We start from the raw sequence: 22903 nt of genomic DNA on the forward strand, positions 1-22903 counted from the left end.
TACGGTCGGCTCATGCGCGACCCACAGCTCTCCTCCCGCGTCTCCCGCCTGCTCTCCCCCGGCTCACCGGACTCGCCCACCTCGCCCGCGTTCTGGCGCAGTCCGCTGCGCGGGCCCTGGTTCACCTCGGTGCTCGGCCTCGTCCTGCTCGCCGGGATCACGGTCCTCTTCGTGACGGGCCTGCTGTCGTACGCCGCCTACAACCCGGACCTGTCCCCGGTGAACGACAAGACGCCGGACAAGGGCCTGCTCGGCTTCTACCTCTTCGCCTGGCCGACCGGCCCGGTCTGGCTCTACCGCCTCACGCAGGGCGTGCACGTCACCCTCGGCCTGGTCCTGATCCCCGTCCTCCTGGCCAAGCTCTGGTCGGTCGTGCCGAAGCTGTTCATGCTGCCGCCCGCGCGGTCGCTCACCCACGCTCTGGAGCGGATCTCGCTGCTGCTGCTGGTCGGGGGCGCCCTCTTCGAGTTCACGACGGGTGTGCTGAACGTCCAGCTCGACTACGTCTTCCCGGGCTCCTTCTACCCGCTGCACTTCTACGGCGCGTGGGTGTTCATCGCCGCCTTCGTCGCCCACGCGGTGCTGCGCGTGCCGACGGCGGTACGCAACGTGCGGCACCTGCGGGCGGAGCGGCGCCCGGCGGACGGGAGGCCGCCGTCCCCGGACATCGCCCCGGACGCCGAGGCGGAGGCACTGGCCTCCCCGGACCCGGCGCCCCCCACCGTCTCCCGGCGCGGCGCCCTCGGCCTGGTCGGCGGCGGCTCGCTGCTCCTGTTCGTCACGACGGCGGGCCGCAGCTTCGACGGGCCGCTGCGGGAGACCGCCGTGCTCGCGCCCCACGGCGGTCCCGAACCGGGCTCCGGACCCGCCGGGTTCCAGGTCAACAAGACGGCCGCGGGGGTGGGGATCGAACCCGCGGAGACGAGCGAGGAGGCGTGGCGGCTGGTCGTCGCGGGCCGCACCGGGACGGTGCGGCTGAGCCGCGCCGAACTCCTCCGGCTCCCGCAGCACAGCGCGGCCCTGCCCATCGCCTGCGTCGAGGGCTGGTCGACGTCCGACCAGTGGTGGCGGGGCGTACGGCTGCGCGATCTGGCCGCGCTGGTGGGGCACGAGGGCGGCGCGACGGACGTGCTCGTGGAGTCCCTGCAGCGCCACGGCGCGTTCCGCAGGGCGGCCCTGCGGGCCAACCAGGTCGCCGACCCGCGTTCCCTGCTCGCCCTGTACGTCAACGGCGAGCCCCTGACCCCCGACCACGGCCACCCCGCGCGCGTCATCGTCCCGGCGGCGCCGGGCGTGCTCAACACCAAGTGGGTGGCCCGGATGACGTTCGGAGACCTGTGATGCGCAGCCCTTCGCGGTTCCCCCGGTTCCCCGTCGGCAGCCCGCCGCAACTCCTGCTGCTCTGCTGCTCGTTCACGCTCGCCGGCTACGCGGCGGTGCGGCTGCTCGCGGACGACTGGGCCGGGGTGGCCCTGTGGTTCGTGGGGGCGGCCCTGCTGCACGACCTGGTGCTGCTGCCGCTGTACGTGGCCGCGGACCGGGCCGCCGGCGGCGCGCTCCGCGCCGCCGGCCGCCGGGAGTGGCGGAATTACGTCCGCGTCCCGGCGGCCCTGTCGGCACTGCTGCTGCTGATCTGGTTCCCGCTGATCAGCGGGCGGGTGGCGGACCGCTACGCGTCCGACACCGGCCTGTCGGCCGACGGGTTCCTCGCCCGGTGGCTGCTGATCACCGCGGTGCTGTTCGCGGGCTCGGCGGTCCTGTTGGTCCTGCGGGTGTCGAGGGCGTCGCGGCGGCGCAGCGCGACGAAGGAGCGTCCGCCGGTGGTCCACTGAGCCTCGGGGCGGAAACCCGCGCGGCGGGCGTGGCGCAGCAGGGCCGGGGTGCCCACGCGGGCCCAGAGGAAGGGGGTGCCGGCGGCGCCCCGGCCGTCGGCGACCCGCACGTGCACCCGTTCGTCCACGTCCACCGGGGCGCTCTCGGCGATCAGCAGGCCGCCGGGAGCGAGCAGCCGGGCGATCCGGCGCAGCAGGGTGCGGGGCTCACCACCGATGCCCACGTTCCCGTCGATGAGCAGCGCGGTGCCCCAGCGGCCCTCGCCCGGGAGCGGGTCGAACACCGACCGCCGCAGGGCCTGTCCGCCCAGCCGCAGGGTGTGCGCGACGGCGGCCTCGCTGACGTCGACGCCGAGTGCCGGCCGGCCGCGGGCGGCGAGCGCCGCGACGAGCCGCCCGGGCCCGCAGCCCACGTCCAGGACGGCACCCTCGCAGCGCCGCAGCACCTCCAGGTCCGCCGCGTCGGCGTCGGCGCACCACCGCTCCACCTCCAGCGGCAGCAGCCAGCCGTCGCTGCGGCGCAGGAACAGCGGGCCGCGCCCGGTGCGCAGCGCGTCGGCGTACGGGTCGGCGCACCAGGCGGGCGGGGCGCTCCCGGCGCGGGCGGCGCTCCCGGCGGGGGCGGCGCTCTCGGCGGGGGCGCTCATCGGCCGGCGACCGCGGTGAGCCGGGCCAGCTCCGCGGCGAAGCGCCCGTCCGGCGCCTCCGCGGCGACCTGCGCCGCGTCGGACGCCGTGTCGACGTCCCGCAGCACCGGCAGGTCCGCCACCCGCAGTCCGGCCGCGACGAGCCGCTCCCGCTGCACGGCGCCGGTCGCCGCCGTCGACATCGGGACGCCGCGCACCAGGTCCGGGTCCGGCTCGGCCAGGCCCAGCGCCCAGAAACCGCCGTCGGCGGCCGGGCCGAACCAGGCGTCCCGGCCGCCCCAGTCGACGGTGAGCAGGCCGGGCGTCACCTGCGGGGTGTCCATGCCGATCAGCAGCGCGGGTCCCGCGCAGCGGGCGAAGGCGGCGGCCAGGCGGGCGTCGAGGCCGCCCGCGCACTGCGGCACGACGTCGAAGCCGGGCGGCAGCCAGGGGCCGGGTGCCCCGTCCAGCACCAGGACGCGGCGGCGGGCCGGGGCGGCCAGCACCGCGTGCAGGGTGTCGGCGAGCGCGGCCCCGGCGAGCGCCGCCGCCTCCTCGGGGGAGAAGGGCGGGGTCAGCCGGGTCTTCACCCGGCCCGGCCGCGGCTCCTTGGCGATGACCAGGAGGGTGGTGGCGTGGGCGATGCTCACTGGGCGGTTCCTCCGTGGCTCGGGGCCGGAACGGGTGCCGGGGCCTGCTCGGCCAGGACCCGGCTCATGTCGCGGACCGCCTGCCAGGTGCCGCGCCAGGTGCCCGTCACCTTGGACGCGCCGCTGCGCGGCAGGTAGGGCACGTCGTGCTCGGTGACACGCCAGCCGGCGTCGGCGGCGCGGACCACCATCTGCAGGGGGTAGCCGCTGCGCCGGTCGGTGAGACCGAGGGCGAGCAGCGGCGCGCGGCGGGCGGCGCGCAGCGGGCCGAGGTCGTGCAGGCGCAGACCGGTACGGCGGCGGAGCATCCGGGACAGGGCGAGGTTGCCCGCGCGGGCGTGCGCGGGCCAGGCGCCCCTGCCCTGCGGGCGCCGCCTGCCGAGCACCAGGTCGGCCCGGCCGTCGCGGACCTCGTGGACGAAGGGCACGAGCAGGGAGGGGTCCAGCGAGGCGTCGCAGTCGCAGAAGCACACGATGTCCGCCGTGGCCGCGGTGAGCCCCGCGTGGCAGGCGGCGCCGAAGCCGCGGCGCTCCTCGTGGACGACGGTCGCGCCGAGTTCGCGGGCGAGGTCCGCCGAACCGTCCGTGGAGCCGTTGTCCACGACCAGCGCGCGCCAGCCGTGCGGGATGCGGGCGAGCACCCAGGGGAGGGCCTCGGCCTCGTTCAGACAGGGCAGGACCACGTCGACGGGCGCCGCGTCCGTGGCTGGGGCCGTTTCCGGTTCCGATGCGGGAGAGGTCGTCACGGGTTTCACCCTACGAACACAAACGGTACAAAGCGGACTCGGGCTCCTTACGAAACACGGACGTCGGGGTGCCCGGACCGCTCGGGGGCAGCGCCCGGACCGGCGTGGTGCGAGGCTGGCGGAATGGAGCATCAGCCGTACCAGCCAGCGGAGATCCGGGCTGCCGAGCGGACCGGGGAGTCCACTGCCGGCGCCCGGGTGCTCGTCGTCGACGACGACCCGACGGTGGCCGAGATCGTGTCCGGTTACCTGGACCGCGCGGGTTACGCCGTCGACCGCGCGGGCGACGGGGCGGAGGCCCTCGCCCGCGCGGCGGCGCACTGGCCCGACCTCGTGGTCCTCGATCTGATGCTCCCCGGCATGGACGGACTGGAGGTGTGCCGGCGGATGCGGGCACGCGGTCCGGTGCCGGTCGTCATGCTGACCGCCCGCGGGGACGAGGACGACCGGATCCTCGGCCTGGAGGTGGGCGCCGACGACTACGTGACCAAGCCGTTCAGCCCCCGCGAGCTGGTGCTGCGCGTGGGATCCGTGCTGCGCCGCACCCGGCCCGTCACCGGCTCCCGTCCGCTGCGCGTCGGCGGTCTCACCGCCGACCCCGGGGCCCGGCGCGCCACCAAGGATGGCGCCGAACTCGCGCTCACCGTGCGGGAGTTCGACCTCCTCGTGCTCTTCCTCCGGCACCCCGGACGGGCGTTCGGCCGGGAGGAGCTGATGCGCGAGGTGTGGGGCTGGGACTTCGGCGACCTGTCGACCGTCACGGTCCATGTCCGGCGGCTCCGCGGCAAGGTCGAGGACGATCCCGCCCACCCCCGGCTGATCCACACGGTGTGGGGCGTGGGCTACCGCTTCGAGGGCCCCGCGCACGAGGAACCGCCCACCGCCCCCCGGCCCTCCGCGACGGACGGGGCCGTCCCGGGCACGGACGCCGGTCCGGGTGCGGACCTTGGTCTGCGTGCGGACGTCGGCCCGGGTGCGGAGGGTGCCCCGCGTACGGGCAGTGCCGCGCGTACGGATGCCGGCTCGCGTACGGACAGTGCCCCGCGAGACGTCGGCCCGGGTGCGGAGGGTGCCCCGCGTACGGGCAGTGCCCCGCGTACGGATGCCGACTCGCGTACGGGCAGTGCCCCGCGCACGGATACCGGCCCGTATCCGGACGGCGCCCCGCGCGCCGGAGGCGCCGAGGGCCGGTGCTCCGCTGACGGCTCCGGCGACGCCCCCGCCTCTCAGGCCGCGGAGACCCCCGGCACCGACGCCCCCGGCAGCGGCGGTCTCCTCCCCCACTCGCCGACGCAGGAGCCGTAAGCCATGCGCGACATGCTGCTCATCGCCCTCTTCGCCTTCCTCGGGGCGGCCGCCGCCGGGCTGTTCGGGGCGTTCGTCCTGTGGCTGATCCGGCGGCGCTCGCTCACCGCGTCGCTCACCGTGGTCGCCGCCGTCGCCGTGACCGCGATGCTCGCGGGGACCCTCGCCGTCGCCTGGGCGATGTTCCTCTCCCCGCACGACCTGACCGTGGTGACCACCGTGGTGGCGATGGCGGCCGTGGTCTCGCTGGCCACGGCCCTGCTGCTCGGCCGCTGGGTCGTCGGCCGCAGCCGCGCGCTCACCCTGGCCGCCCGTTCCTTCGGCGACGGCGGGGCCTTCGCCGCCCCCGACGGCCCGGCCACCGCCGAACTCGCCGCTTTGAGCCGTGAGTTGCAGACCACCAGCGCCAAACTCGCCGAGTCCCGCGACCGCGAACGCGCCCTGGAGACCTCGCGGCGCGAACTCGTCGCCTGGATCTCGCACGACCTGCGCACCCCCCTCGCCGGGCTGCGGGCGATGTCGGAGGCGCTGGAGGACGGGGTCGCCGCCGACCCGGCCCGCTATCTGCGCCAGATCCGCACCGAGGTCGAGCGCCTCAACGACATGGTCGGCGACCTCTTCGAGCTCTCCCGCATCCACGCCGGCGCGCTCGCCCTCTCCCCCTCCCGGATCTCGCTGTACGACCTCGTCGGCGACGCCCTCGCGGGCGCGGACCCGCTGGCCCGCGAGCACGGCGTACGTCTGGTGGGGGGCCGGGTCGAGCCGCTGCCTGTGGAGGTCGACGGCAAGGAGATGAGCCGCGTACTGGGCAACCTCCTCGTCAACGCGATCCGCCGGACCCCCGCCGACGGGACGGTCGCGGTGGCCGCCGAGCGCTCGCCGGAAGGAGTCGTCCTGTCCGTCACGGACGGCTGCGGCGGCATCCCCGAGGAGGATCTGCCGCGCGTCTTCGACACGGGCTGGCGCGGCACCCACGCCCGGACTCCACCGGCCGGCGCGGGCCTCGGACTCGCCATCGTGCGCGGCATCGTGGAGGCCCACCGGGGCCGCGCCGCCGTACGCAACGTCTCCGGCGGCTGCCGCTTCGAGGTGACCCTGCCCGCCCTCCCGTCGGCCCTTCCGACGACCGAGCAACCCGCCTAGTCCGCCCCGGGAGTTCGCACTCCCCGCACCTGCGCGGTCCCCTCTTTGCACGCGCAGCGGTTACGGTGCTGCCGTAGGTGATCGATGGGGGAGGGAACGATGCCCGGAACCGTGCTGCTGCTCGCGGCCTCGCCGGTGGGCAGGGGATGCCTGGTGGACGCGGCCTCCGTGCTCCCCGTCCTCGCGGCGGTGGCGCCCGCCGTGCTGTCCGGCGCGGAGACGGCGAACGTGGTGGAGCTGGCGGATCCGCTGGAACCGCAGGCCGTCCTGACCCGGCTGCGCGCCGCGGCGACGGCCTCCGGACCGCTGACCGTCTATCTCACCGGCCAGCTCCAACTCGACCGCAGACAACGGCTTCCGCACCTCTCACTGGCCCGCACCACGCCCTCCACGGTCCGCTACACGGCGTTCCCCTGGCACTGGATCCGCGAGGAACTGCGGCTGCGCCCACCGGGCACCACGACGCTCTTCGCCGACCTGCACGCGGACGCGGAGGCCTGGCAGTCGCTGGCGGCCCAGCCGCTCACCGCGGGCCCGGGCGTCAGCCTCTACGGCCGGATCGCCCCGCCGCCGCCCCGCCGCACCGTGGCGACGCCGGGGTACATGAAGTCCCTGGCCACGATCCTGCGCAGCGGCCACCGGCCGGTGCCCGCCCAGTTGCACCAGCGGGCCCTGACGCGGGCACTGGGGGAGGGCGACGCACCCGGCGTCGTGCTGGAGACGGAGGGCAGGGTGCCGGTGGCGCCCGACCCGCACGCCGCGATCACCACCGCCGTGCAGGCCGGGCGGCACGGCGAGGCGGCGGCGCTCGCCGCCCACTGGGAGCGGACGGCCGTACGCGCGTACGGTCCCGCGTCCGAACAGGCGCTGCACTGGAAGGAGGTGCGGGCCGACCTGGCGATGTTCGCGGGCGATCCGGTCGAGAGTTGCCGGGCCTGGCTCGCGGTCGCCACCGCCCGGCTCGGCGCCGGACAGTCCCCGGACGCACCCGCCGTCGAATCGGCCGCCGACCGTGCCCACCACCAGTGGGGACGCATCCGGGACGCGGTCCGGGCCCGCGAACTGGGGCCCGCCCTGGCCGACCTGCGGCGGCGCGTGCCGGGCCGCCGGGAGGGGGCCCTGCAGCACGTCCAGCGGCACCTCGACGAACTCGGCACCACCCAGCTCACCGGCTGACCCGGCCCCGGGCGCCCGCGACACCCCCTACCCCTGCGCCGCGAACTCCCGCATGCCCTCCTCGAAGGCCACCTCCGGCTTCCAGCCGAGTTCGGCGCGCAGCCGGGCCGAGTCCGCCGTGATGTGGCGGACGTCCCCGAGCCGGTACTCGCCGGTGACCACGGGGTCCGGGCCGCCGTGCGCGGCGGCGAGGGCCCGGGCCAGTTCGCCGACCGTCTGCGGGTCCCCGCTGCCCGTGTTGTACGCGGTGAACGTGCCGTCGGGCGAACCGGCCTCCAGCGCCAGCAGGTTGGCCGCCGCCACGTCCCGCACGTGCACGAAGTCCCGGCGCTGGCCGCCGTCCTCGAAGACGCGCGGGGCTTCGCCCCGGGCCAGGGCCGAACGGAAGAACGCGGCGACACCCGCGTACGGGGTGTCGCGGGGCATCCCGGGACCGTAGACGTTGTGGTAGCGCAGCGACACCGCGGTGCCCCCCGTGGCGCGGGCCCAGGCCGCCGCCAGATGCTCCTGCGCCAGCTTGGTCGTCGCGTAGACGTTGCGCGGGTCGGCCGGTGCGTCCTCGGCGACCAGTCCGGGGGTCAGGTCGTCGCCGCACACCGGGCACGGGGGCTCGAAGCGGCCGGCCGCCAGGTCGGCCTCCGCGCGGGGACCGGGGCGCACCACGCCGTGCCGCGCGCAGGCGTACCGGCCCTCGCCGTACACCACCATGGACCCGGCCAGCACCAGCCGCCGCACCCCCGCCCCGGCCATCGCGGAGAGCAGCACCGCGGTGCCCAGGTCGTTGCGCGAGACGTACTCCGCCGCGTCGGAGAAGCCGTTGCCGAGGCCGACCAGCGCCGCCTGGTGGCACACCGCGTCCACCCCCGGCAGGGCGTGCGCCACGGCCTCCGGGTCGCGCACGTCGCGGCCCTCCCGGACGTCGTACACGACCGCCTCGTGCCCCCGCGCGGCCAGCGCCGCGACGATCTCCGACCCGATGAACCCGGCTCCGCCGGTGACCAGTACCCGCATGCCGCCCACGCTAGGGCCGCGGCGCCGCCGCGTCCGGGACCGCGCGCCGCACGTCATCACTCCGTAAGACCGTGCCGTGCGAGGGTGCGGTCTCAGCGGACCAGGTACGCCAGCGCTCCCGACACCAGCGTCCGCACCCCCGGTACGAGGGTCGAGAGGTCGGGGGCGAAGTGGGGGCTGTGGTTGCCGGGGACGGCGGCGAACTTCTCCATGAGGTCCGTACCCGGGGCCGCGTTCCAGACGTCGGCGGGTGTGCTCGTCACGAACCAGTAGGAGAAGGGGATCCGCCCGTCCGCGTGGTCCGCGAGCCGCGCGAAGTCCTCGCTGCCCATCGCCGGACCCGGGTCGAGGATCGTCCCGGCGCCGAAGACCCTGCCGTGCACGGCTGCGACCCGGTGGTCGGTCTCGGGGTCGTTCACGGTGACCGGGAAGGTGTTGCCGACGGAGACGTCCGGCTCGCGCGGGCAGCCCGCCGTCGCGCACTCGCCGGCGGCGATGCGGCGGACGGCCGCGATCATCCGGTCGCGGACCTCGTCGGACTGCGTCCTGATGTTCAGTTCCAGCCGGGCCTCGGCCGGGATGATGTTGTGCCGGCTGCCCGCCTCGATGCGGCCGACCGTGAGGACCGCGGGCTCGCGGGCGGCGATCTCCCGGCTGACGACGGTCTGCAGCCGGGTCACCAGGTAGGCGGCCGTGACGACCGGGTCCACGGTCGACTCCGGCCGGGAACCGTGCCCGCCGCGGCCGTGGACGACGATGTCGATGTCCGTCGAGGCGGACATGATCAGTCCCGGTGAGTGGGCGTAGAGGCCGACGGGGCCGGGGGCGGCGTGCTGGCCGAGCAGTACGTCGGGCCTCGGGAGGCGTGCGTAGAGCCCGTCGCGGACCATCAGCGCCGCGCCCTCGCCGGTCTCCTCGGCGGGCTGTCCGACGACCAGGAGGGTCCCGGACCAGGTGTCGCGGCCCGCCGCGAGCGCCTCGGCCGCACCGGTCAGCCAGGTCACGTGCAGGTCGTGCCCGCACGCGTGCATGACGCCGTGGTGCTCGGAGGCGTACGGCAGGCCGGTCTCCTCGGTGACCGGGAGGGCGTCCATGTCGGCGCGCAGCAGCACGGTCGGCCCGTCCCCGTTGCGGAGCAGCCCGGCGACACCGGTGCCGCCGATGCCCTCCACCGTCTCGTACCCGGCCCGGCGCAGCCGTCCGGCGAGCGTCGCGGCGGTGCGGTGCTCCCGCAGCGACAGTTCGGGGTGGCGGTGCAGGTCCCGGTAGAGGTCCTCCAGGGCCGGGACCGGGAGGTCGGCCGTGAGGTCGAGGGCGGTGCGTGCGGCGGAGGCCACGGCGTCAGCGCGGGCGCGCGGCGGGCGCGTGCGGGTCGGGCGTGTGCGGGGCGTGGGCCGTGCGGGGCGCCTCCGGGACCCCGTCCGCCCGCGCCGGCCCGGCGTTCGCGGCCGTGACCAGCGCGGCCACGGCGACCATCGCGGCGGTGAGGCCGCGGAGGTGGCGGGCGGAAAGGCGTCGGAGCACGGCGACCTCGCAACAGCGGCGTATTAAGCACGTTTAATGCGCCGCTTAACGTAGAGGCACCGGAGGGCCAAGGGCAAGAGCGGAAGCGGCAGTTAAACAAAAGTCAGAAGTCGTCCGGGGGTAAGTCCCCTTAATGGCATGCTTCATTCATGGTGGAGCGCGACGACCCGGGGACCATCGGGCGCAGGGTGCAGCAGCTGCGGACGGAACGCGGCCTCACCCAGAAGCAGTTGGCGGAACCGGCGTACACACCCGCCTACATCTCCACCCTGGAGGCCGGCCGGGTCCGCGCCTCCGAACCGGCCCTGCGGCACATCGCGGACCGGCTCGGCGTGGCCTACGACGAGCTGGCGACCGGCCGCCCCGCCCGCCTCGCCACCGACCTGCGGCTGCGGCTGACCGACGCGCAGCGGACCCTGGCGACCGGGGAGGCCGAGGTGGCCGCCGAGCAGTACGGCACGCTGCTCGCCGAGGCCGAGGCGCACGGACTCGTCGCCGAGCAGGCCGCCGCGCTGCTGGGCCTCGGTGAATGCGCCCTGGAGACCGGGGACCTGGAGGCCGCCCGAACCCGCTTCGAGCAGTCGGAGCGGCGTCTCGGCGACGCCCCGCTGCCGCTGCGCGTCCCGGCCCTGCGCGGACGCGCCGTCTCCCACTACCTGGCAGGTGAACTCCGTTATTCCTGCTACCTGTTCGAGTCCACGCTCGACGAACTGAACCGCACCGGGCTGCACGACCCCGACGCCCTCCTGCTCCTCTACACGGGCGTCATCGCCCCGTACATGGACATGGGCGCGCACGCCCGCGCCGCCCAGGCCGCCGAGTTCGCCCTCGCCCTCGCACCACAGGTCGGCGACCCCGCACTGGTCGCCCGCATGCACCGCTCCGTCGCCCGCACGCTGCTCGCCGAGGGCCGCACCGCCGAGGCCGACGCGTCCCTGGCCAAGGCCGCCGAGCTCTACCGCCAGCTCCAGATCCGCACCGAGCTGGCCAACTGCCACTGGATGCGCGGCTACCTCCATGCACAGAACGGCGAACTGGAGCGCGCCGAGACGGAGTTGCGGGAGGCGCAGAGCATGCTGTCCGCCAAGCGTGCCGCCCTCTACACCAGCCAGGTCAACGTCGAACTGGCCGACGTGCTGCACCGGCGCGGCAAGTCCCAGGAGGCCGCCGCGCTGCTGCGCGAGGTGCTGGGCGACCTCAGCTCCGAGCGCGGGGCCGTGCACTCGGCCGGGGCCCACCGCCTCCTCGGGATCATCGCCGAGGACGCCCGTGAAACCGACGCGGCCGAGGAGCACTACGTCCGCGCCATGAGCCTGCTGGAGCGGGCCGGTGCCGCGGGCGACCTCGCCGACCTGTGCCGCCTCCTGGGCGACCTGCTGCGCCGTACCGGCCGGGTCGAGGCCGCGCTCGACGCCTACCGCACAGGCCTCGGCCACCGAACGGCCCCCGGCACCACCACCTTGGGCCCCGCCCCGGCCCAGCCGCCTGTCTGAGGCCGCCGCCGTCGGCTGACGTCCCGCACCGCCGCGCATGCCCACCGTCGGAGGCTCCCGCCGGCCCCCCGGGGGCTTCGGTGGCGAACCTCCGGCTTCCGTCCGGCTTGGATCCGCATCGGTGGGTACCCGGTCGCGGACGCGCACTCCACCAGACATGGCTGGTCGATGCACGGGCGTGGAAGGAGGCGGTGGTCGTGCGGTCGAGCAACGGTGGCTGCGACGCTTCGGACCCCGGTGACGACTCCCCTGACGCCCGTGGCCCTCGTCGCGACGACGACGCCCGCGACGCCGGGTCGGCCCAGGGATCCGGCGCGGAGCGGGCGACGCGAACGAACCCCGGTGCCGGGGCGCCGGAGCCCGAGGGGGAGTCGCCGGGGTCGCGCCCGGAGACCCGGCCGGGGCCGGACCCCTACGTCCGTCCCCATCCCGACCCCGACCCCCTCCCTCATTGCGACCCCGGCCCCGACCCCCGCCCCCATTCCGAACCCAAGCCCGACCCCCGGCCCCGTTCCGAACCCGACCCCCACCCCCATTCCGAACCGGAGCCTGACCCCCGGCCCCGTTCCGAACCCGGCCCCAACCCCCGCCCCCATTCCGAACCGGAGCCTGACCCCCGGCCCCGTTCCGAACCCGGCCCCGCTCCCAGCCCCCTTTCCCAACCGGAGCCCAACCCCCGCCCCCGTCCCCAGCCCGAGCCCGACCTCCGCCCCCGTCCCGAACTCGACCCCCACCCCCGGCCCCGTACGGACCCCGGCTCGGCCGAGCGGATTGGGGCCCTGCCGGACCTCGGGGCCGCCGAGTCGGTCGACGCCGACGTCGAGGTCGCCCTGGCGATCGCCGACGCCGTCCGGGACGTGCCGATGGAGGAACTCCCGGCCCGGTTGTGCGCCGCGGCGGTCGAGCTGCTGCCGGTCAGCGGGGCCAGCATGTCCTTGCGGAGCGACGGCCTGCCCGTGCGGCTGGGCGCGAGCGACGAGACGGCGGCCGGGATCGCCGACATGCAGGGCACGCTGGGCGAGGGCCCCTGCCTGGACGCCGCGACCGCCGGCACGGCCGTCGTCGCCCGTGACCTGACGGGCGGCGCCGACGTGAGCCGCTGGCCGGTCTTCGCCGAGCAGGCCACAGGGGCGGGCGTGCAGGCGATGTACTCGCTGCCGCTGGGCGACCGGACGGTGTGCGTCGGCACGCTGGACCTCTACCGCGCGTCCCCTGGTGAGCCGAGCCGGCGCGAGCTGAGTACCGGGCACCTCGTGGCCGGGGTCGTGACCGTCGCCCTGATGTCGCTGGCCCGCGCTGACTGGACGGCGGTCCGCGACGACTCGTGGCTGACCCGGCTGACCTCGGACCACGACGAGATCCACCAGGCCATCGGCATGATCATGGCCCAGCTCGGCATCGGCCCCGACGACGCGCTGGCCCGGCTGCGCGGATACGCCTTCGCCCACAGCCGGACGGCGGGTGCTGCGGCCCGCGAGGTGCTCGCGCACCGCAAGCGGTTCCACCGCGAGTAGCCCACCGGTCCGGCCGCCCGTCGCACCCGTCCGGCCGCCGGCCACACCGGTCGAGCCGCCGGTGGCCCACCGCTCCGGCCGCCGGTGGCCCATCGGTGGGTCGATCGGTCCGGCCAACCGGTGGTCCTCCGGTGGTCGACCGCTCCGGCCTCCGGTGGTCCTCCGGTGGGTCGATCGGTCCGGCCTCCGGTGGTCGACCGCTCCGGCTTTTCCCGCCCGTCCTCCGGTGGGTCCACCGCTCCTGCCCCCGGCGGTCCTCCGGTGGGCCCACCGCTCCGGCCCCCCGGGGTCCGGCCGCCGGTCGGGCCCGGTGGGCGTCCCTCCCGACCGCGAGGGCCACCGGTCCCGCGCCGGGCGTCATTGCGTCGGCGGCGCTCCGGCCGACCGGCCGGCCAGCACGTCCTTCAGACGCTGGGTGCCCCGCTCGGCGGCCTGCCGGGTGGACTCGTCGTCCGTGCCGTAGAGCCCACCGTCGGTGAGCACGAACGCGCTGTCGCCGACGCGCACCGCGACGATGTCCAGGGTCAGGGCGGCCGGGATCTGCTCGACGTCCCCGGTCACGGTCACCCGCAGCCCCTGCCGCGCGTCGCCCAGCTCCGGGAGGGGCGCGTCGACGACCTGGACCGACCTGCCGGCCCCCTGCCCGTCCGTGGCGGTGAAGTCGCGGCACTGCGCGGGCAGGCGCCGCAGCCAGTCCATGGTTGCGTCCAGCCGGGACCGGTCGTACGCGGCGACCACCTGGCGCAGTTGGGCCCCGTTGCCGGTGTCGTCGAAGCCGATCGCGGCACGGCCGCCGGCCGGCTCGCCCAGCAGATCGTCCGAGTACAGCCCGTCGAGGAGCCCCTGGCAGTCCGGGGTCTGCGCGGTGCCCTTCAGCAGGGCGTCGTGCCAGGTGGCGGCGCCCTCCGTGGGCGCCCACCGCGAGTCGAGGTCGGCGAGTGCGAGCCGCGCGTTCGTGGCCTGCGCCTCGGTGAGCGCACCCGTGGCGGCCCCGGCGGGATCCCGCTTCCCCGCGGGCGACGCGGAGGCCCCGGAGTCGGCCGCGCCCGCGTACGTACCGCCGCCCCGGCCGGCGCCGCCGCCCGAGCAGGCCGCGCTCGTCAGCAGGGCGCCCGCCGCCAGGGCCGTGGCGAGAACACGGGGCAGACGGTGCATGGCGGTACCTCCAGCGCGGTTCACGGCGATGCGTCCGGGGCGTCCGGCCTCCGGGCCCGACGGGCGAGCGTGCGTCCCCGTCTGCCTCAAGGCACCACTCCCCGGACGCGCCCACCACCGCGCCGGACCGTACGGGTGACGTCCGGGTGACTTGGGCGACACGCCGGGCCGGCCTCGGCGTTCCCGCCCCGGCCGGGGCCCGGGCGCCGCCCGGCGTTGGGGGGACTGGGGGCACCGCGGACGCCTCCGGCGCGGCCCTCTGAATATCTGTCGTGGCGAAAGCAGAAATCGCCGGGATGTGCCGACAGGTTTTGTTATTCCTCCGGGCGGGGTGGCATAGTGGCCCGCCCTGCGCGGCTCCTGCCGTGCTACTGTCGATTTCAGTTGCAGTTGTGGTTCCCAAAGTCTTGGAGCGCATCTTCCGGTCAGTACCGGCGGGGCGCTTCTGAATTTCCGGTGTTTTTCTCCGGACGGGGCAATCATCGCGGCGACCGCGGGTCCGCACAGTGCGGGCCTTCGAGCACTGCTCCCGTAAGGAGATATGACATGGCTACTGGTACCGTGAAGTGGTTCAACGCTGAAAAGGGCTTCGGCTTCATCGAGCAGGACGGCGGCGGCGCCGACGTCTTCGCCCACTACTCGAACATCGCCACCCAGGGCTTCCGTGAGCTCCAGGAAGGCCAGAAGGTGACCTTCGACGTCACGCAGGGCCAGAAGGGCCCGCAGGCCGAGAACATCGTCCCCGCCTGACCTGGGACACGGTTGACGCCTGACCCTCGGGTCGGCTGAAGCGTTACGGGTGGCCGGGACCCGCACCTTGGGGTGCGGGTCCCGGCCACCCGCTTTTTGTTTTCCGGGCCGATTTTCGAGTACGGCTTTCCGGCGTTTTCTGCACCACGCCAGGCCCTGTTCCCGCGTCCGGACCGGTACCGAATTTCTCGCCGCGGAGGCACCATGCGTTGTGTGATCGCTCGTTTCCCCTTCGATCTCATCAAGAGCGAGGTGGAGCACTCGATGGCGGGAGTCCGCCCGGAACCGGTCACGAGCGCGTCCGTGGTCGTCGGCCCGCACACGTACCCCATCAAGCAGGTCGGCGAAGTGATCACCAGGCAGGACCGCCGCGACTTCACCGAGTCCGAGGTCGCCCGCGCCCTCACCCGGCTGGGGTTCACCTGCCGTTCCGCCGCCGCTCCGGCCGCCCCCGCGGCGCCCGGCTGGACCGAGACGGCGTAACCCGGCAGCGCCCGCCCCACCCCGCCGTACCCGACGCGTCGCCCGCCTCACCGCGGCCCGGCGCGTCGTCGGCTTTCCCTCCCCCGCGGCGCCCGGCCGGACGTCCGGCGGCTCTCCCGCAGACTGCTTTGCTCTCCCCGGGCGTGGCATTTTGTCCGTGTTCCATGTGATGCGCGTACATTACGAGCTTCGTGCTCTTCATGTGATTTCAGGTTGCCGTTCTCCGTCGCGCAGCGCCCGTACGGAGGGGGAGACCTCCGGCTCACAGGGGTGGTGAAGCGTGGACGAGGCCAGAACCCTGGGCGTCCGGACCGCCGGCGCCGGAAGGCGGCCACCGGCACCGGAACCCCGCGGCCCGCGGTCGAGGACCGGCCGCACCTGGCCCGCCCTCACCGCAGGCGCCTTCACCCTGGCCCAGCTCCTCCTCGTACCGCCCGTCATGGGTCTCGGCTGGGACGAGGTCGTCTACGTCAGCCAGGTCACCGCCCACAGCCCGGCGGCCTTCTTCAGCGCGCCGCGCGCCCGGGGGGTCTCGCTGCTGGTCGCGCCGGTCGCCTCCTGGTCGTCGTCCACCGCGCTGCTCCGGGTCTATCTGGCGCTGCTGTCGGGGCTCGGGCTCTTCCTGGCGCTGCGCGCCTGGCGCGGCCTGTTCCCGCCGCGGATCCTCGCTCTCGCGGGCGCCCTGTTCGCGACGCTGTGGGTGACGCTGTTCTACGGGCCCCAGGCCATGCCCAACTACTGGGGGGCGGTCGGCGCCCTGGCCGCCGTCGGCTTCTTCGTGCGGGCCCGGGCGGACCGCTTCGACCGGGCGGCGCTGTGGGGCGTGGGGGCGAGCGTCGCGCTGATCGCGTGGATGCGGCCCATGGACGCCGTGTGGACGGTCCTGCCCCTGCTCGCCGTGGCGCTGTGCGCCCGCCGGTGGGGCCTGCTGGCCGCCCCGGCGGCCGGACTGGCGGCCGGGGCGGCCGAGTGGGTCGTCGAGGCGTACGCGGGCTTCGGCGGCCTGGGTGAGCGGCTCGCCCGGGCCGCCGACATCCAGGGCGGCCTGAGCTGGAACATCGCCGTCCTGGACCAGCTGCGCAGCCTGGACGGACGGGCCCTGTGCCGCCCGTGCGACGGGCCGGTGCCGAGCCCCGCGGTGCTGGTGTGGTGGTTCGTCCTGCCGGTGCTCGCCGCGGCCGGCGTCGTGATCGCCGTCAGGGCCCGGCGCACGGCGGCCACCCTGCTGCCGGTCGCCTGCGCCGCGACCGCCGGTGCGCCCTACCTCCTCATGATCGGGTACGCCGCACCGCGCTTCCTGCTCCCCGTCTACGCGCTGCTCGCGCTCCCCGCCGCCGACGCGTTGGCCCACCTGTCGACCGCCCCCGCCCGGCCGTGGCGGCCGGTGACCGCGACCCTGGTGGCGCTCGGACTCGCCGGGCACCTGGCCGTGCAGTACGCGGTGCTGGAGCGGGCGGTCGACCGCACCACCGCCGCCCACCGGGACTGGGCCCGCACGGCGGCCGGGCTGCACCGGATCGGCGTACGGCCGCCGTGTCTGATCACCGGGGAGGAAGCCATCCCCATCGCCTTCTACGCGGGCTGCTCCTCCGCCAACGTCACCGGCCACAACGCCAACATCACCCGGGAGGGCGTCGAGCGGGCCGCACGCCGGATGCCGGTCGCGGCACTGGCCCCACCCGAGGAGGCGCCGCCGCCCTACGCCCGCACCTGGCGCCCGCGGCGCGTCGCCGGGACGTACGCCTTCGTCGCGCCCTGAGCCCGGCGGTCAGGCCGGATACGCGTGCGTCTGCGTGGCCTTCACCGTCGCCCAGACCGGGGCACCGGGGTGGAGGCCGAGTTCGGCGGCGGCGACGGCGGTCAGGTCGGCGGCCAGGGGGAGTTCGCCGGTGAGATCCACCCGGATCTGGTCGCCGTGGGTCTCCAGCCCGGTGACCCGGCACTGCCACAGGTTGCGGGCGCTGGGACCGGTGGGCCGGTCGCGGTGGAGCGTCACCGCGCCGGGCGGGAAGGCCACGAAGACGGGACCCGACAGGTCCTCGGTCGTGGTGATCGCCGGCCCCGTGTCGAGCCGTACGGTGTGGCCCTCGGCCCGGCCCCGGTAGAGGTTGAGGCCGACCAGCTGGGCGATGTAGTCGGTCCGCGGATGACGCGCGATGTCCGACGGCGTGCCCTCCTGCACCACCCGGCCGTGCTCGACGACGACCAGCCGGTCCGCCAGCACCATCGCGTCCAGCGGGTCGTGGGTGACCAGGACCGCGACGGCCTCGAAGTCGGCCAGGTGACGGCGCAGTTGGGCCCGTACGTCGAGACGGGTGCGGGCGTCCAGCGCGGCGAGCGGCTCGTCCAGGAGCAGCAGCCGGGGGCCGGTCGCCAGCGCGCGGGCGAGGGCGACGCGCTGGGCCTGCCCGCCCGAGAGCCGGCGCGGTCTGGCCGCGGCGTGCTCGGCGAGTCCCATCCGCTCCAGCCAGGCGGTGGCCCGCGCCCGTGCGGTCGTCTTCGGTACGCCCTGGCAGCGGGGCCCGAACGCGACGTTGTCCAGGGCGGACAGGTGGGGGAAGAGCAGATAGTCCTGGAAGACGACGCCGACCGGGCGCGACTCGGGCGGTGTCCGGTCCAGGGAGACGCCGTCCAGGCGCAGCCGGCCGCCCGGGGAGAGCGGGGTCAGCCCGGCCAGCGCCCGCAGCGCGGTGGTCTTGCCGGCCCCGTTGGGCCCGAGCAGGGCGACGACGTCGCCGGGTGCGGCCCGCAGTGCCACGTCGAGGCGGAAGTCCCCGCGCTCGACGAGCAGCCGTGCGTCGAGGCCCTCCCCGAGAGGTGCGGGACCCGAACTCCGGCTCGTGGCGGAGCCGTTGGCGGCGGTGGGGGCCGAGTCCTGCGGGTGGCCGGGGGACTTGGTGGGTTCGGCGTCGGTCATGCGGCACCCGTCCGGTGGAGGCGCGGTCGGTGGTCGCTCATGCGGCCGTCATCCAGCGGTCCCGCAGTCCGGCCAGGACCGCGATCGACACCGCCAGCAGGACCAGGCTCAGCGCGATCGCCGCGGCCGGGTCGCTCTGCAGGGCCAGATAGACCGCCAGCGGCATGGTCTGCGTACGGCCGGGAAAGTTGCCGGCGAACGTGATCGTCGCGCCGAACTCGCCGAGCGCGCGGGCCCACGCCAGCACGGCGCCCGCCGCGACACCGGGCGCGATCAACGGCAGGGTGACCCGGCGGAACGCGGTGAAGCGGGACGCCCCGAGCGTGGCCGCCGCCTCCTCGTACCGCGGGTCCGCCGCCCGCAGGGTGCCCTCCACGCTGATCACGAGGAACGGCATCGCCACGAACGTCTCCGCGACGACCACCCCCGCCGTGGTGAACGGCAGCGTGATCCCGAACGCCGAGTCCAGCCACTGCCCGACGACGCCGTTGCGGCCGAGCGCCAGCAGCAGTGCGACACCGCCCACCACCGGCGGCAGTACGAGGGGCAGCGTCACCAGCGCCCGCACGAACCCGCGTCCGGGGAAGTCGGTGCGGGCAAGCAGCCAGGCGAGCGGTACGCCGAGCACGAGGCTCACCGCGGTGGCCGCGGTGGCGGAGACCAGGGACAGCCGGAGGGCCTGCCAGACCTCCGGGCTGGTCAGCTGGTCCGGCAGACTGCGCCACGGGGCGCGGGCCAGCAGGGCGAGCAGCGGCAGGAGCAGGAACGCCAGGCCGACGAGTGCGGGCAGCAGCAGCGGAAGCGGGACCCGGCCCCGCACCCCGGCCCGCTCGCGCCGCACCCCGGTCCCGGCCCGTTCCCGCCGTGCCCCGGTCACGGCGCGAGGAACCCGGCCGAGGTCAGCACCTTCAGACCGTCGGCGGACCGCACCAGCTCGATGAAGGCCTTCGCCGCGGCGGCGTCGTGCGCGTCCTTGAGCAGGGCGATCGGATAGTCGTTGACGGCCTCGGCCGACTCGGGGAACTCCACGCCCTCCACCTTGTCACCCGCCGCCTTCACATCGGTCCTGTAGACGACCGCCGCGTCGGCCTCCTTCAGCTCGACCTTGGTCAGGGCGCTCTTGACGTCCTGCTCGTACGAGACCGGGGTCAGCTTCAGACCCCCGGCGTCGAGCGCCTTCTGCGCGGCGGCGCCGCACGGCACCGTCCTGTCGCAGAGCACGACCTTGAGCCCGGACTTGGTGAGGTCCTTCAGGGAGCCGATCCTGTCCGGGTTGCCCGGCAGGGTGGCGATCTCCAACTGGTTGCGGACGAAGGTCGCCGGTGTGCCGGCCGTGGCCTTCTGGTCCGTGACCAGCGCCATCGTCGTGGGACTCGCGGCGGCGAACACGTCGGCCGGGGCGCCGCCGTTGATACCGGCGGCCAGCGTGTCGCTGCCCCCGAAGTTGAAGGTCACCTTCGTCCCGGGGTGGGCCTTCTCGAACTGCTTCCCCAGGGTCGTGAAGCTCTCCTTGAGCGAGGCCGCGGCGAACACAGTCACCGTCTCGGAGCGCTTCCCGGAGGCCGGGGCCGCGCCGTCCGCATCCGTGTCGGAGGAGGAGCAGGCGCTCACGGCCAGCAGCACGGCGGCGCCCGCACCGGCCGCCTGCAGGGTCCGGCGGATGCGGCGCGTCCGGCGCGCGGTACGGGTGATCACGGGTGCACTCCCCTGGAAGGTCAGACGGGCATACGCCGATCATACTTCCGCAGATGCAAGCCGTAAGTCTCCTGTCGCATCGCATGAGCCGGTGAAAGCGGGCCGGGTGTACGCATGTGCGTTTCTACGGCGAAGCGCCCGGGCGCCATCGCGGCACGGCCCCGACCCCGGCGGACACCGTCCGCTGGTGCCCGCCGGGGCGCGGCGCGGCAAGGCCGCTACGTGCGGTCGATGTGGACGCTGGTGGACTTCACGCGGGCGGTGGCCTCCACGCCGACCTCCAGGCCCAGCTCCTCCACGGCCTCGCGGGTGAGCAGGGAGACCAGGCGGTGCGGTCCGGCCTGGATCTCCACCTGGGCGGCGACGTCCCCGAGCTTGACGGCGGTGACGATGCCCGGGAAGGCGTTGCGCACGGAGGTGCGGGAGACGTCCGCCTCGCCGTCGCCGGTCCGGGCGAGTTCGACCGAGAAGGCCGCCAGGTCGCGGCCGTCGATGAGCCGTCGGCCGCCCTCGTCCCGGTGGGTCGCCATGCGGCCGGCATCCGCCCATCGCCGCGCGGTGTCCGGGCTCACGCCCAGCAGACGGGCCGCCTGCCCGATGGTGTAGGACTGCATGCGCGCCAACATAGGTGCGAAAACCTGGCATCTGCAAACGTCCGGGCGGGCGTCGGTGCGTGCGGCGTGCCGCGGTGTCAGCGCAGTCGGCGCCGTCCCGAGCGCGCGGACAGCCGGGCGGCCGCGACCAGGAGGGCGATCACGAAGACGGCGATGCCGACGAAGAGCAGATAGCCGAGATCCGCGGCCGCCACCCCGATGATGCCGAGCACGACCGCGGCAAGGACGAGGAGCAGGAAGACCACCATCGCCGAACACCTCCCTAGGACCGACCGGACGACGGGCCCCGTGGCTCAGCGGCGCGCGAGCTGCCGTTCGCCGTTGAGACCCGGCCGGTAGGGCATGCCGTAGTACTGGAAGATCTCCTTCTCCTGCTCCGCCGGCAGGATGTCGTCCGTGCCGATCGACGGAGCCTTCTTCACCTGGCTCTTGGCGTAGGCGACCTTGAGGTAGCCGGGTCCGAGGACCGTCTCGTCGAGGGGGACGAAGACCAGCCGCTGGCGGGTGGGCAGTCCGGCCCGGACGGTGGCCACGGCCGGCTCGTCGGTGGAGGTGTCCACGTAGACCGCCTCCAGCACGCCGATCTTGTGGCCCTTCGGGTCCACGACGTCCTGATCGCGCCATTCGCGGATGTCGGCTGCCTGGATCATGCCCTCTCCTCCCTGAGCGGGGCACCGGCCCGGACCGCGAGCGAGTGCGGGGTCACCTGAGCTGTCGCGCCGACGGCGGAGACAACGACTCCGGCGCAACACGCCGGAGTCGCCCTTCCGGGACGTCGCACGTGAGCGTGCGCCGACCCGCTCTCATCGTACTGCGACGGACGCCGCCCGGCCCGGGCGCGGAGCCGCCTCATCGGGCACGGGCTACCTGCCCCCGCGGCCGGTCTGCGGCTGTCTCCGACGTACGGCGGCTGCGGCCGCGGTGCCGGCCTGCGGTCGCGGCCGGGGACCGCCCCGGCTCCCGAGGGCCGTCCGCTCAGGTCCGCCCGGTCACAGGCGCAGCAGTCGCTCCGTGATCTCCCGGTACTGCCGCAGCGCGTGCCGGAACTCCTCCGCCTGCGTCCGGGTGTCCTGGTCCTGCCAGCCCGCACGGAGGGCGGCCCGCCGTTCCGCGAGGGCGCTCGCGAGGTCCGCGGTGACCTCGTCGAAGGCGCTCTCGGCCGCTTCCAGGGCCTCGCGCGGGGTCTCCGCGAAGTCCAGGAGGGCCTGCCGCAGGCGCTGGGAGACGCGCTCCCGCTCGTCGGCGGGGAGCAGTGGCTCCGGTCCCGCGACCCGGCGTGCGGCCGCTCCGGAGTTCTTGTCCGGGGGCTGCTGGGCGCGTGCCTGGTCGTACATCATCTGTGCCACTTCCCTGAACGTCGCGCCGGCCACGTGCCGCCCGGGCACGCGTCGGGATCATGCGGGGCTCGCGGCGCCCGATCCGTACGAAAGCCCCGGCACTGATGGCCCGCCTGGCCGGTCCACACCGTGCCGCCAGTCAACGCCCGGCGGCGCCCCCTGTCAACGAACCGGCGGGGACGGAGAGTTGCGGAGCGACTACGCACCGACGGGCGGGCGGGACACCCGCGGGCCGCCCTCGCTCCGGGCAGCACACGACACTCCCAGGTCCGTGACCTGGGAGTGTCTCCGGCACCGGGCCGGTGGACGGCCCCGGTCGCAGGGTGGGTGGTCAGCGTCCATGGGCGGCGCTCATGCCCGGGACGGATGCGTACGCGTCCTCGGCGAAGAGGGTCTCGTCCTCCCCGAAGTCCGGGGCCTGGAAGGGATTCGTCGCCGGAGGCGGTGATGCCGTGTCGGCACGGCGGGGCGCTCCTTGCGGAGCGGAGAACAGCGAGGTCGGTTCGACGGGGGGTCTCCCATTCGTACGGGCATGGCGGCACGCGACGTGCCGCGGGCGGGGACGGCGGTCCTACAGCTTGCTCATCTTGGAGTACGGGCTCATGATCCGCTTCTGGACGGAACCGAAGTCGACGAGCGCCGCGATTCCCTCCTCGATGCCGATCACCTGGCCGAGGCCGTACATGTCGTGCGTGACCCGGTCCCCCACGGCGAACTCGCTGGGAGGTGGAGTGACCGGCACCTTGAAGGGGCTGGTAGGCAGATAGCGCTTGGGTGCGGCTGGCTTAGTCATTGCCCCCAGTATGCGCCTGCCCGAATCCGGCTGCTGCGGTCTTGCCGCCCGATACCCGTCACAACCCCGCCCAGGAGCCCCGATCCACACGATCGAACCGGGCCGGGCGGGGCCGGATCGCGGCCGCGACGGGGGCGCC

23 protein-coding genes and 2 pseudogenes are annotated in these 22903 nt (G+C 75.0%); 10 read left to right on the forward strand and 15 right to left on the reverse strand.

The features are described 5' to 3' along the window. Positions 1–12: 12 nt before the first annotated feature. Both ACZ4NT_RS14490 and ACZ4NT_RS14495 read left to right on the forward strand, forming a co-directional pair. On the forward strand, positions 13–1341 hold the full coding sequence (locus ACZ4NT_RS14490) for a molybdopterin-dependent oxidoreductase (RefSeq protein WP_467725444.1): 1329 nt from the start codon (positions 13–15) through the stop codon (positions 1339–1341). Continuing rightward, positions 1341–1832, forward strand: coding sequence for a hypothetical protein (locus ACZ4NT_RS14495; protein ID WP_467725446.1), 492 nt, complete (start codon positions 1341–1343; stop codon positions 1830–1832). Before ACZ4NT_RS14490 ends, ACZ4NT_RS14495 begins: the two co-directional genes overlap by 1 nt. A 197-nt stretch (positions 1833–2029) precedes the next feature. Here the strand turns inward: ACZ4NT_RS14495 and ACZ4NT_RS14500 are convergent. The 3 genes and pseudogenes from ACZ4NT_RS14500 to ACZ4NT_RS14510 form a co-directional block, all read right to left on the reverse strand. Beyond that, positions 2030–2479 (reverse strand): annotated as a pseudogene (locus ACZ4NT_RS14500) (methyltransferase domain-containing protein); the annotation flags it as partial. After that, entirely contained in the window at positions 2476–3108 is a 633-nt protein-coding gene (locus ACZ4NT_RS14505; protein ID WP_467725447.1) for a TIGR04282 family arsenosugar biosynthesis glycosyltransferase, read from the reverse strand. The pseudogene ACZ4NT_RS14500 and the gene ACZ4NT_RS14505, both read right to left, overlap by 4 nt. Further along, the gene (locus ACZ4NT_RS14510) at positions 3105–3863 is read right to left on the reverse strand and encodes a glycosyltransferase family 2 protein (protein WP_467725449.1); all 759 of its coding nucleotides are present in this window, start codon (positions 3861–3863) and stop codon (positions 3105–3107) included. The genes ACZ4NT_RS14505 and ACZ4NT_RS14510 overlap by 4 nt, the downstream gene beginning before the upstream one ends. Positions 3864–3977: 114 nt before the next feature. On the opposite strand from ACZ4NT_RS14510, the pseudogene ACZ4NT_RS14515 reads away from it, so the two are divergent. The 3 genes and pseudogenes from ACZ4NT_RS14515 to ACZ4NT_RS14525 form a co-directional block, all read left to right on the forward strand. Beyond that, a pseudogene (locus ACZ4NT_RS14515) lies at positions 3978–4724 on the forward strand (response regulator transcription factor); the annotation flags it as partial. 438 nt (positions 4725–5162) lie between these two features. Beyond that, positions 5163–6302 (forward strand): sensor histidine kinase, encoded by a 1140-nt coding sequence (locus ACZ4NT_RS14520; RefSeq protein WP_467725451.1) that lies wholly within the window; start codon positions 5163–5165, stop codon positions 6300–6302. A 99-nt stretch (positions 6303–6401) separates the two neighbouring features. Next, positions 6402–7478: a hypothetical protein gene (locus ACZ4NT_RS14525; RefSeq protein ID WP_467725452.1), complete on the forward strand. Its 1077-nt coding sequence runs from the start codon at positions 6402–6404 to the stop codon at positions 7476–7478. Positions 7479–7505: 27 nt separating this feature from the next. Here the strand turns inward: ACZ4NT_RS14525 and ACZ4NT_RS14530 are convergent, their stop codons facing one another. The 3 genes from ACZ4NT_RS14530 to ACZ4NT_RS14540 form a co-directional block, all read right to left on the reverse strand. Continuing rightward, positions 7506–8489: an NAD-dependent epimerase/dehydratase family protein gene (locus tag ACZ4NT_RS14530; protein ID WP_467725454.1), complete on the reverse strand. Its 984-nt coding sequence runs from the start codon at positions 8487–8489 to the stop codon at positions 7506–7508. Positions 8490–8581: 92 nt separating this feature from the next. Continuing rightward, a complete protein-coding gene (locus tag ACZ4NT_RS14535) occupies positions 8582–9826 on the reverse strand; it encodes an amidohydrolase (RefSeq protein WP_467725456.1) in 1245 nt (414 codons plus the stop codon). Positions 9827–9830: 4 nt separating this feature from the next. Next, complete coding sequence (locus tag ACZ4NT_RS14540) at positions 9831–10013, reverse strand: hypothetical protein (protein WP_467725457.1); 183 nt, start codon at positions 10011–10013, stop codon at positions 9831–9833. 149 nt (positions 10014–10162) lie between these two features. On the opposite strand from ACZ4NT_RS14540, the gene ACZ4NT_RS14545 reads away from it, so the two are divergent. Both ACZ4NT_RS14545 and ACZ4NT_RS14550 read left to right on the forward strand, forming a co-directional pair. Further along, positions 10163–11506: a helix-turn-helix domain-containing protein gene (locus ACZ4NT_RS14545; protein WP_467725458.1), complete on the forward strand. Its 1344-nt coding sequence runs from the start codon at positions 10163–10165 to the stop codon at positions 11504–11506. A gap of 863 nt (positions 11507–12369) precedes the next feature. Next, positions 12370–13020 (forward strand): ANTAR domain-containing protein, encoded by a 651-nt coding sequence (locus ACZ4NT_RS14550; protein ID WP_467725459.1) that lies wholly within the window; start codon positions 12370–12372, stop codon positions 13018–13020. Positions 13021–13377: 357 nt separating this feature from the next. Here ACZ4NT_RS14550 and ACZ4NT_RS14555 read toward each other — a convergent pair whose 3' ends face one another. After that, positions 13378–14175: a hypothetical protein gene (locus tag ACZ4NT_RS14555; RefSeq protein WP_467725461.1), complete on the reverse strand. Its 798-nt coding sequence runs from the start codon at positions 14173–14175 to the stop codon at positions 13378–13380. Positions 14176–14721: 546 nt separating this feature from the next. On the opposite strand from ACZ4NT_RS14555, the gene ACZ4NT_RS14560 reads away from it, so the two are divergent. The 3 genes from ACZ4NT_RS14560 to ACZ4NT_RS14570 all read left to right on the forward strand — a co-directional run bounded on the left by ACZ4NT_RS14560 (position 14722) and on the right by ACZ4NT_RS14570 (position 17167). After that, a complete protein-coding gene (locus ACZ4NT_RS14560; protein WP_010986199.1) occupies positions 14722–14925 on the forward strand; it encodes a cold-shock protein in 204 nt (67 codons plus the stop codon). A gap of 204 nt (positions 14926–15129) precedes the next feature. Continuing rightward, entirely contained in the window at positions 15130–15408 is a 279-nt protein-coding gene (locus ACZ4NT_RS14565; RefSeq protein WP_121405107.1) for an SCO5918 family protein, read from the forward strand. 280 nt (positions 15409–15688) lie between these two features. After that, positions 15689–17167, forward strand: a complete 1479-nt coding sequence (locus tag ACZ4NT_RS14570) for a hypothetical protein (protein WP_467725463.1) — start codon at positions 15689–15691, stop codon at positions 17165–17167. A 9-nt stretch (positions 17168–17176) separates the two neighbouring features. Here the strand turns inward: ACZ4NT_RS14570 and ACZ4NT_RS14575 are convergent, their stop codons facing one another. The 8 genes from ACZ4NT_RS14575 to ACZ4NT_RS14610 all read right to left on the reverse strand — a co-directional run bounded on the left by ACZ4NT_RS14575 (position 17177) and on the right by ACZ4NT_RS14610 (position 22764). Next, positions 17177–18325, reverse strand: a complete 1149-nt coding sequence (locus tag ACZ4NT_RS14575) for an ABC transporter ATP-binding protein (RefSeq protein ID WP_467725465.1) — start codon at positions 18323–18325, stop codon at positions 17177–17179. 37 nt (positions 18326–18362) lie between these two features. Continuing rightward, positions 18363–19202, reverse strand: a complete 840-nt coding sequence (locus tag ACZ4NT_RS14580; RefSeq protein WP_467725467.1) for an ABC transporter permease — start codon at positions 19200–19202, stop codon at positions 18363–18365. After that, entirely contained in the window at positions 19199–20017 is an 819-nt protein-coding gene (gene modA, locus ACZ4NT_RS14585; protein ID WP_467725510.1) for a molybdate ABC transporter substrate-binding protein, read from the reverse strand. Before modA ends, ACZ4NT_RS14580 begins: the two co-directional genes overlap by 4 nt. Positions 20018–20238: 221 nt before the next feature. Next, positions 20239–20634, reverse strand: a complete 396-nt coding sequence (locus tag ACZ4NT_RS14590; protein WP_121406338.1) for a helix-turn-helix transcriptional regulator — start codon at positions 20632–20634, stop codon at positions 20239–20241. A gap of 77 nt (positions 20635–20711) precedes the next feature. After that, complete coding sequence (locus ACZ4NT_RS14595; protein WP_183116961.1) at positions 20712–20882, reverse strand: hypothetical protein; 171 nt, start codon at positions 20880–20882, stop codon at positions 20712–20714. Between the two features lie 45 nt (positions 20883–20927). Further along, the gene (locus ACZ4NT_RS14600; protein ID WP_121405111.1) at positions 20928–21284 is read right to left on the reverse strand and encodes a PRC-barrel domain-containing protein; all 357 of its coding nucleotides are present in this window, start codon (positions 21282–21284) and stop codon (positions 20928–20930) included. Between the two features lie 339 nt (positions 21285–21623). Further along, on the reverse strand, positions 21624–21971 hold the full coding sequence (locus ACZ4NT_RS14605; protein WP_121405112.1) for a hypothetical protein: 348 nt from the start codon (positions 21969–21971) through the stop codon (positions 21624–21626). A gap of 571 nt (positions 21972–22542) precedes the next feature. Next, entirely contained in the window at positions 22543–22764 is a 222-nt protein-coding gene (locus ACZ4NT_RS14610; RefSeq protein ID WP_121405113.1) for a hypothetical protein, read from the reverse strand. Between the last annotated feature and the right edge of the window lie 139 nt (positions 22765–22903).

It is taken from the genome of Streptomyces sp. NPDC026417 (assembly GCF_055567695.1).

Coding starts and splice junctions, on each gene's coding strand:
- ACZ4NT_RS14495 (WP_467725446.1), top strand. CDS start 1,341: ATGCGCAGCCCTTCGCGGTTCCCCCGGTTCCCCGTCGGCAGCCCGCCG.
- ACZ4NT_RS14590 (WP_121406338.1), bottom strand. CDS start 20,634: ATGCAGTCCTACACCATCGGGCAGGCGGCCCGTCTGCTGGGCGTGAGC.
- ACZ4NT_RS14600 (WP_121405111.1), bottom strand. CDS start 21,284: ATGATCCAGGCAGCCGACATCCGCGAATGGCGCGATCAGGACGTCGTG.
- ACZ4NT_RS14550 (WP_467725459.1), top strand. CDS start 12,370: ATGGAGGAACTCCCGGCCCGGTTGTGCGCCGCGGCGGTCGAGCTGCTG.
- ACZ4NT_RS14605 (WP_121405112.1), bottom strand. CDS start 21,971: ATGATGTACGACCAGGCACGCGCCCAGCAGCCCCCGGACAAGAACTCC.
- ACZ4NT_RS14525 (WP_467725452.1), top strand. CDS start 6,402: ATGCCCGGAACCGTGCTGCTGCTCGCGGCCTCGCCGGTGGGCAGGGGA.
- ACZ4NT_RS14595 (WP_183116961.1), bottom strand. CDS start 20,882: ATGGTGGTCTTCCTGCTCCTCGTCCTTGCCGCGGTCGTGCTCGGCATC.
- ACZ4NT_RS14610 (WP_121405113.1), bottom strand. CDS start 22,764: ATGACTAAGCCAGCCGCACCCAAGCGCTATCTGCCTACCAGCCCCTTC.
- ACZ4NT_RS14575 (WP_467725465.1), bottom strand. CDS start 18,325: ATGACCGACGCCGAACCCACCAAGTCCCCCGGCCACCCGCAGGACTCG.
- ACZ4NT_RS14545 (WP_467725458.1), top strand. CDS start 10,163: ATGGTGGAGCGCGACGACCCGGGGACCATCGGGCGCAGGGTGCAGCAG.
- ACZ4NT_RS14565 (WP_121405107.1), top strand. CDS start 15,130: ATGCGTTGTGTGATCGCTCGTTTCCCCTTCGATCTCATCAAGAGCGAG.
- ACZ4NT_RS14530 (WP_467725454.1), bottom strand. CDS start 8,489: ATGCGGGTACTGGTCACCGGCGGAGCCGGGTTCATCGGGTCGGAGATC.
- ACZ4NT_RS14555 (WP_467725461.1), bottom strand. CDS start 14,175: ATGCACCGTCTGCCCCGTGTTCTCGCCACGGCCCTGGCGGCGGGCGCC.
- ACZ4NT_RS14520 (WP_467725451.1), top strand. CDS start 5,163: ATGCGCGACATGCTGCTCATCGCCCTCTTCGCCTTCCTCGGGGCGGCC.
- ACZ4NT_RS14560 (WP_010986199.1), top strand. CDS start 14,722: ATGGCTACTGGTACCGTGAAGTGGTTCAACGCTGAAAAGGGCTTCGGC.
- ACZ4NT_RS14490 (WP_467725444.1), top strand. CDS start 13: ATGCGCGACCCACAGCTCTCCTCCCGCGTCTCCCGCCTGCTCTCCCCC.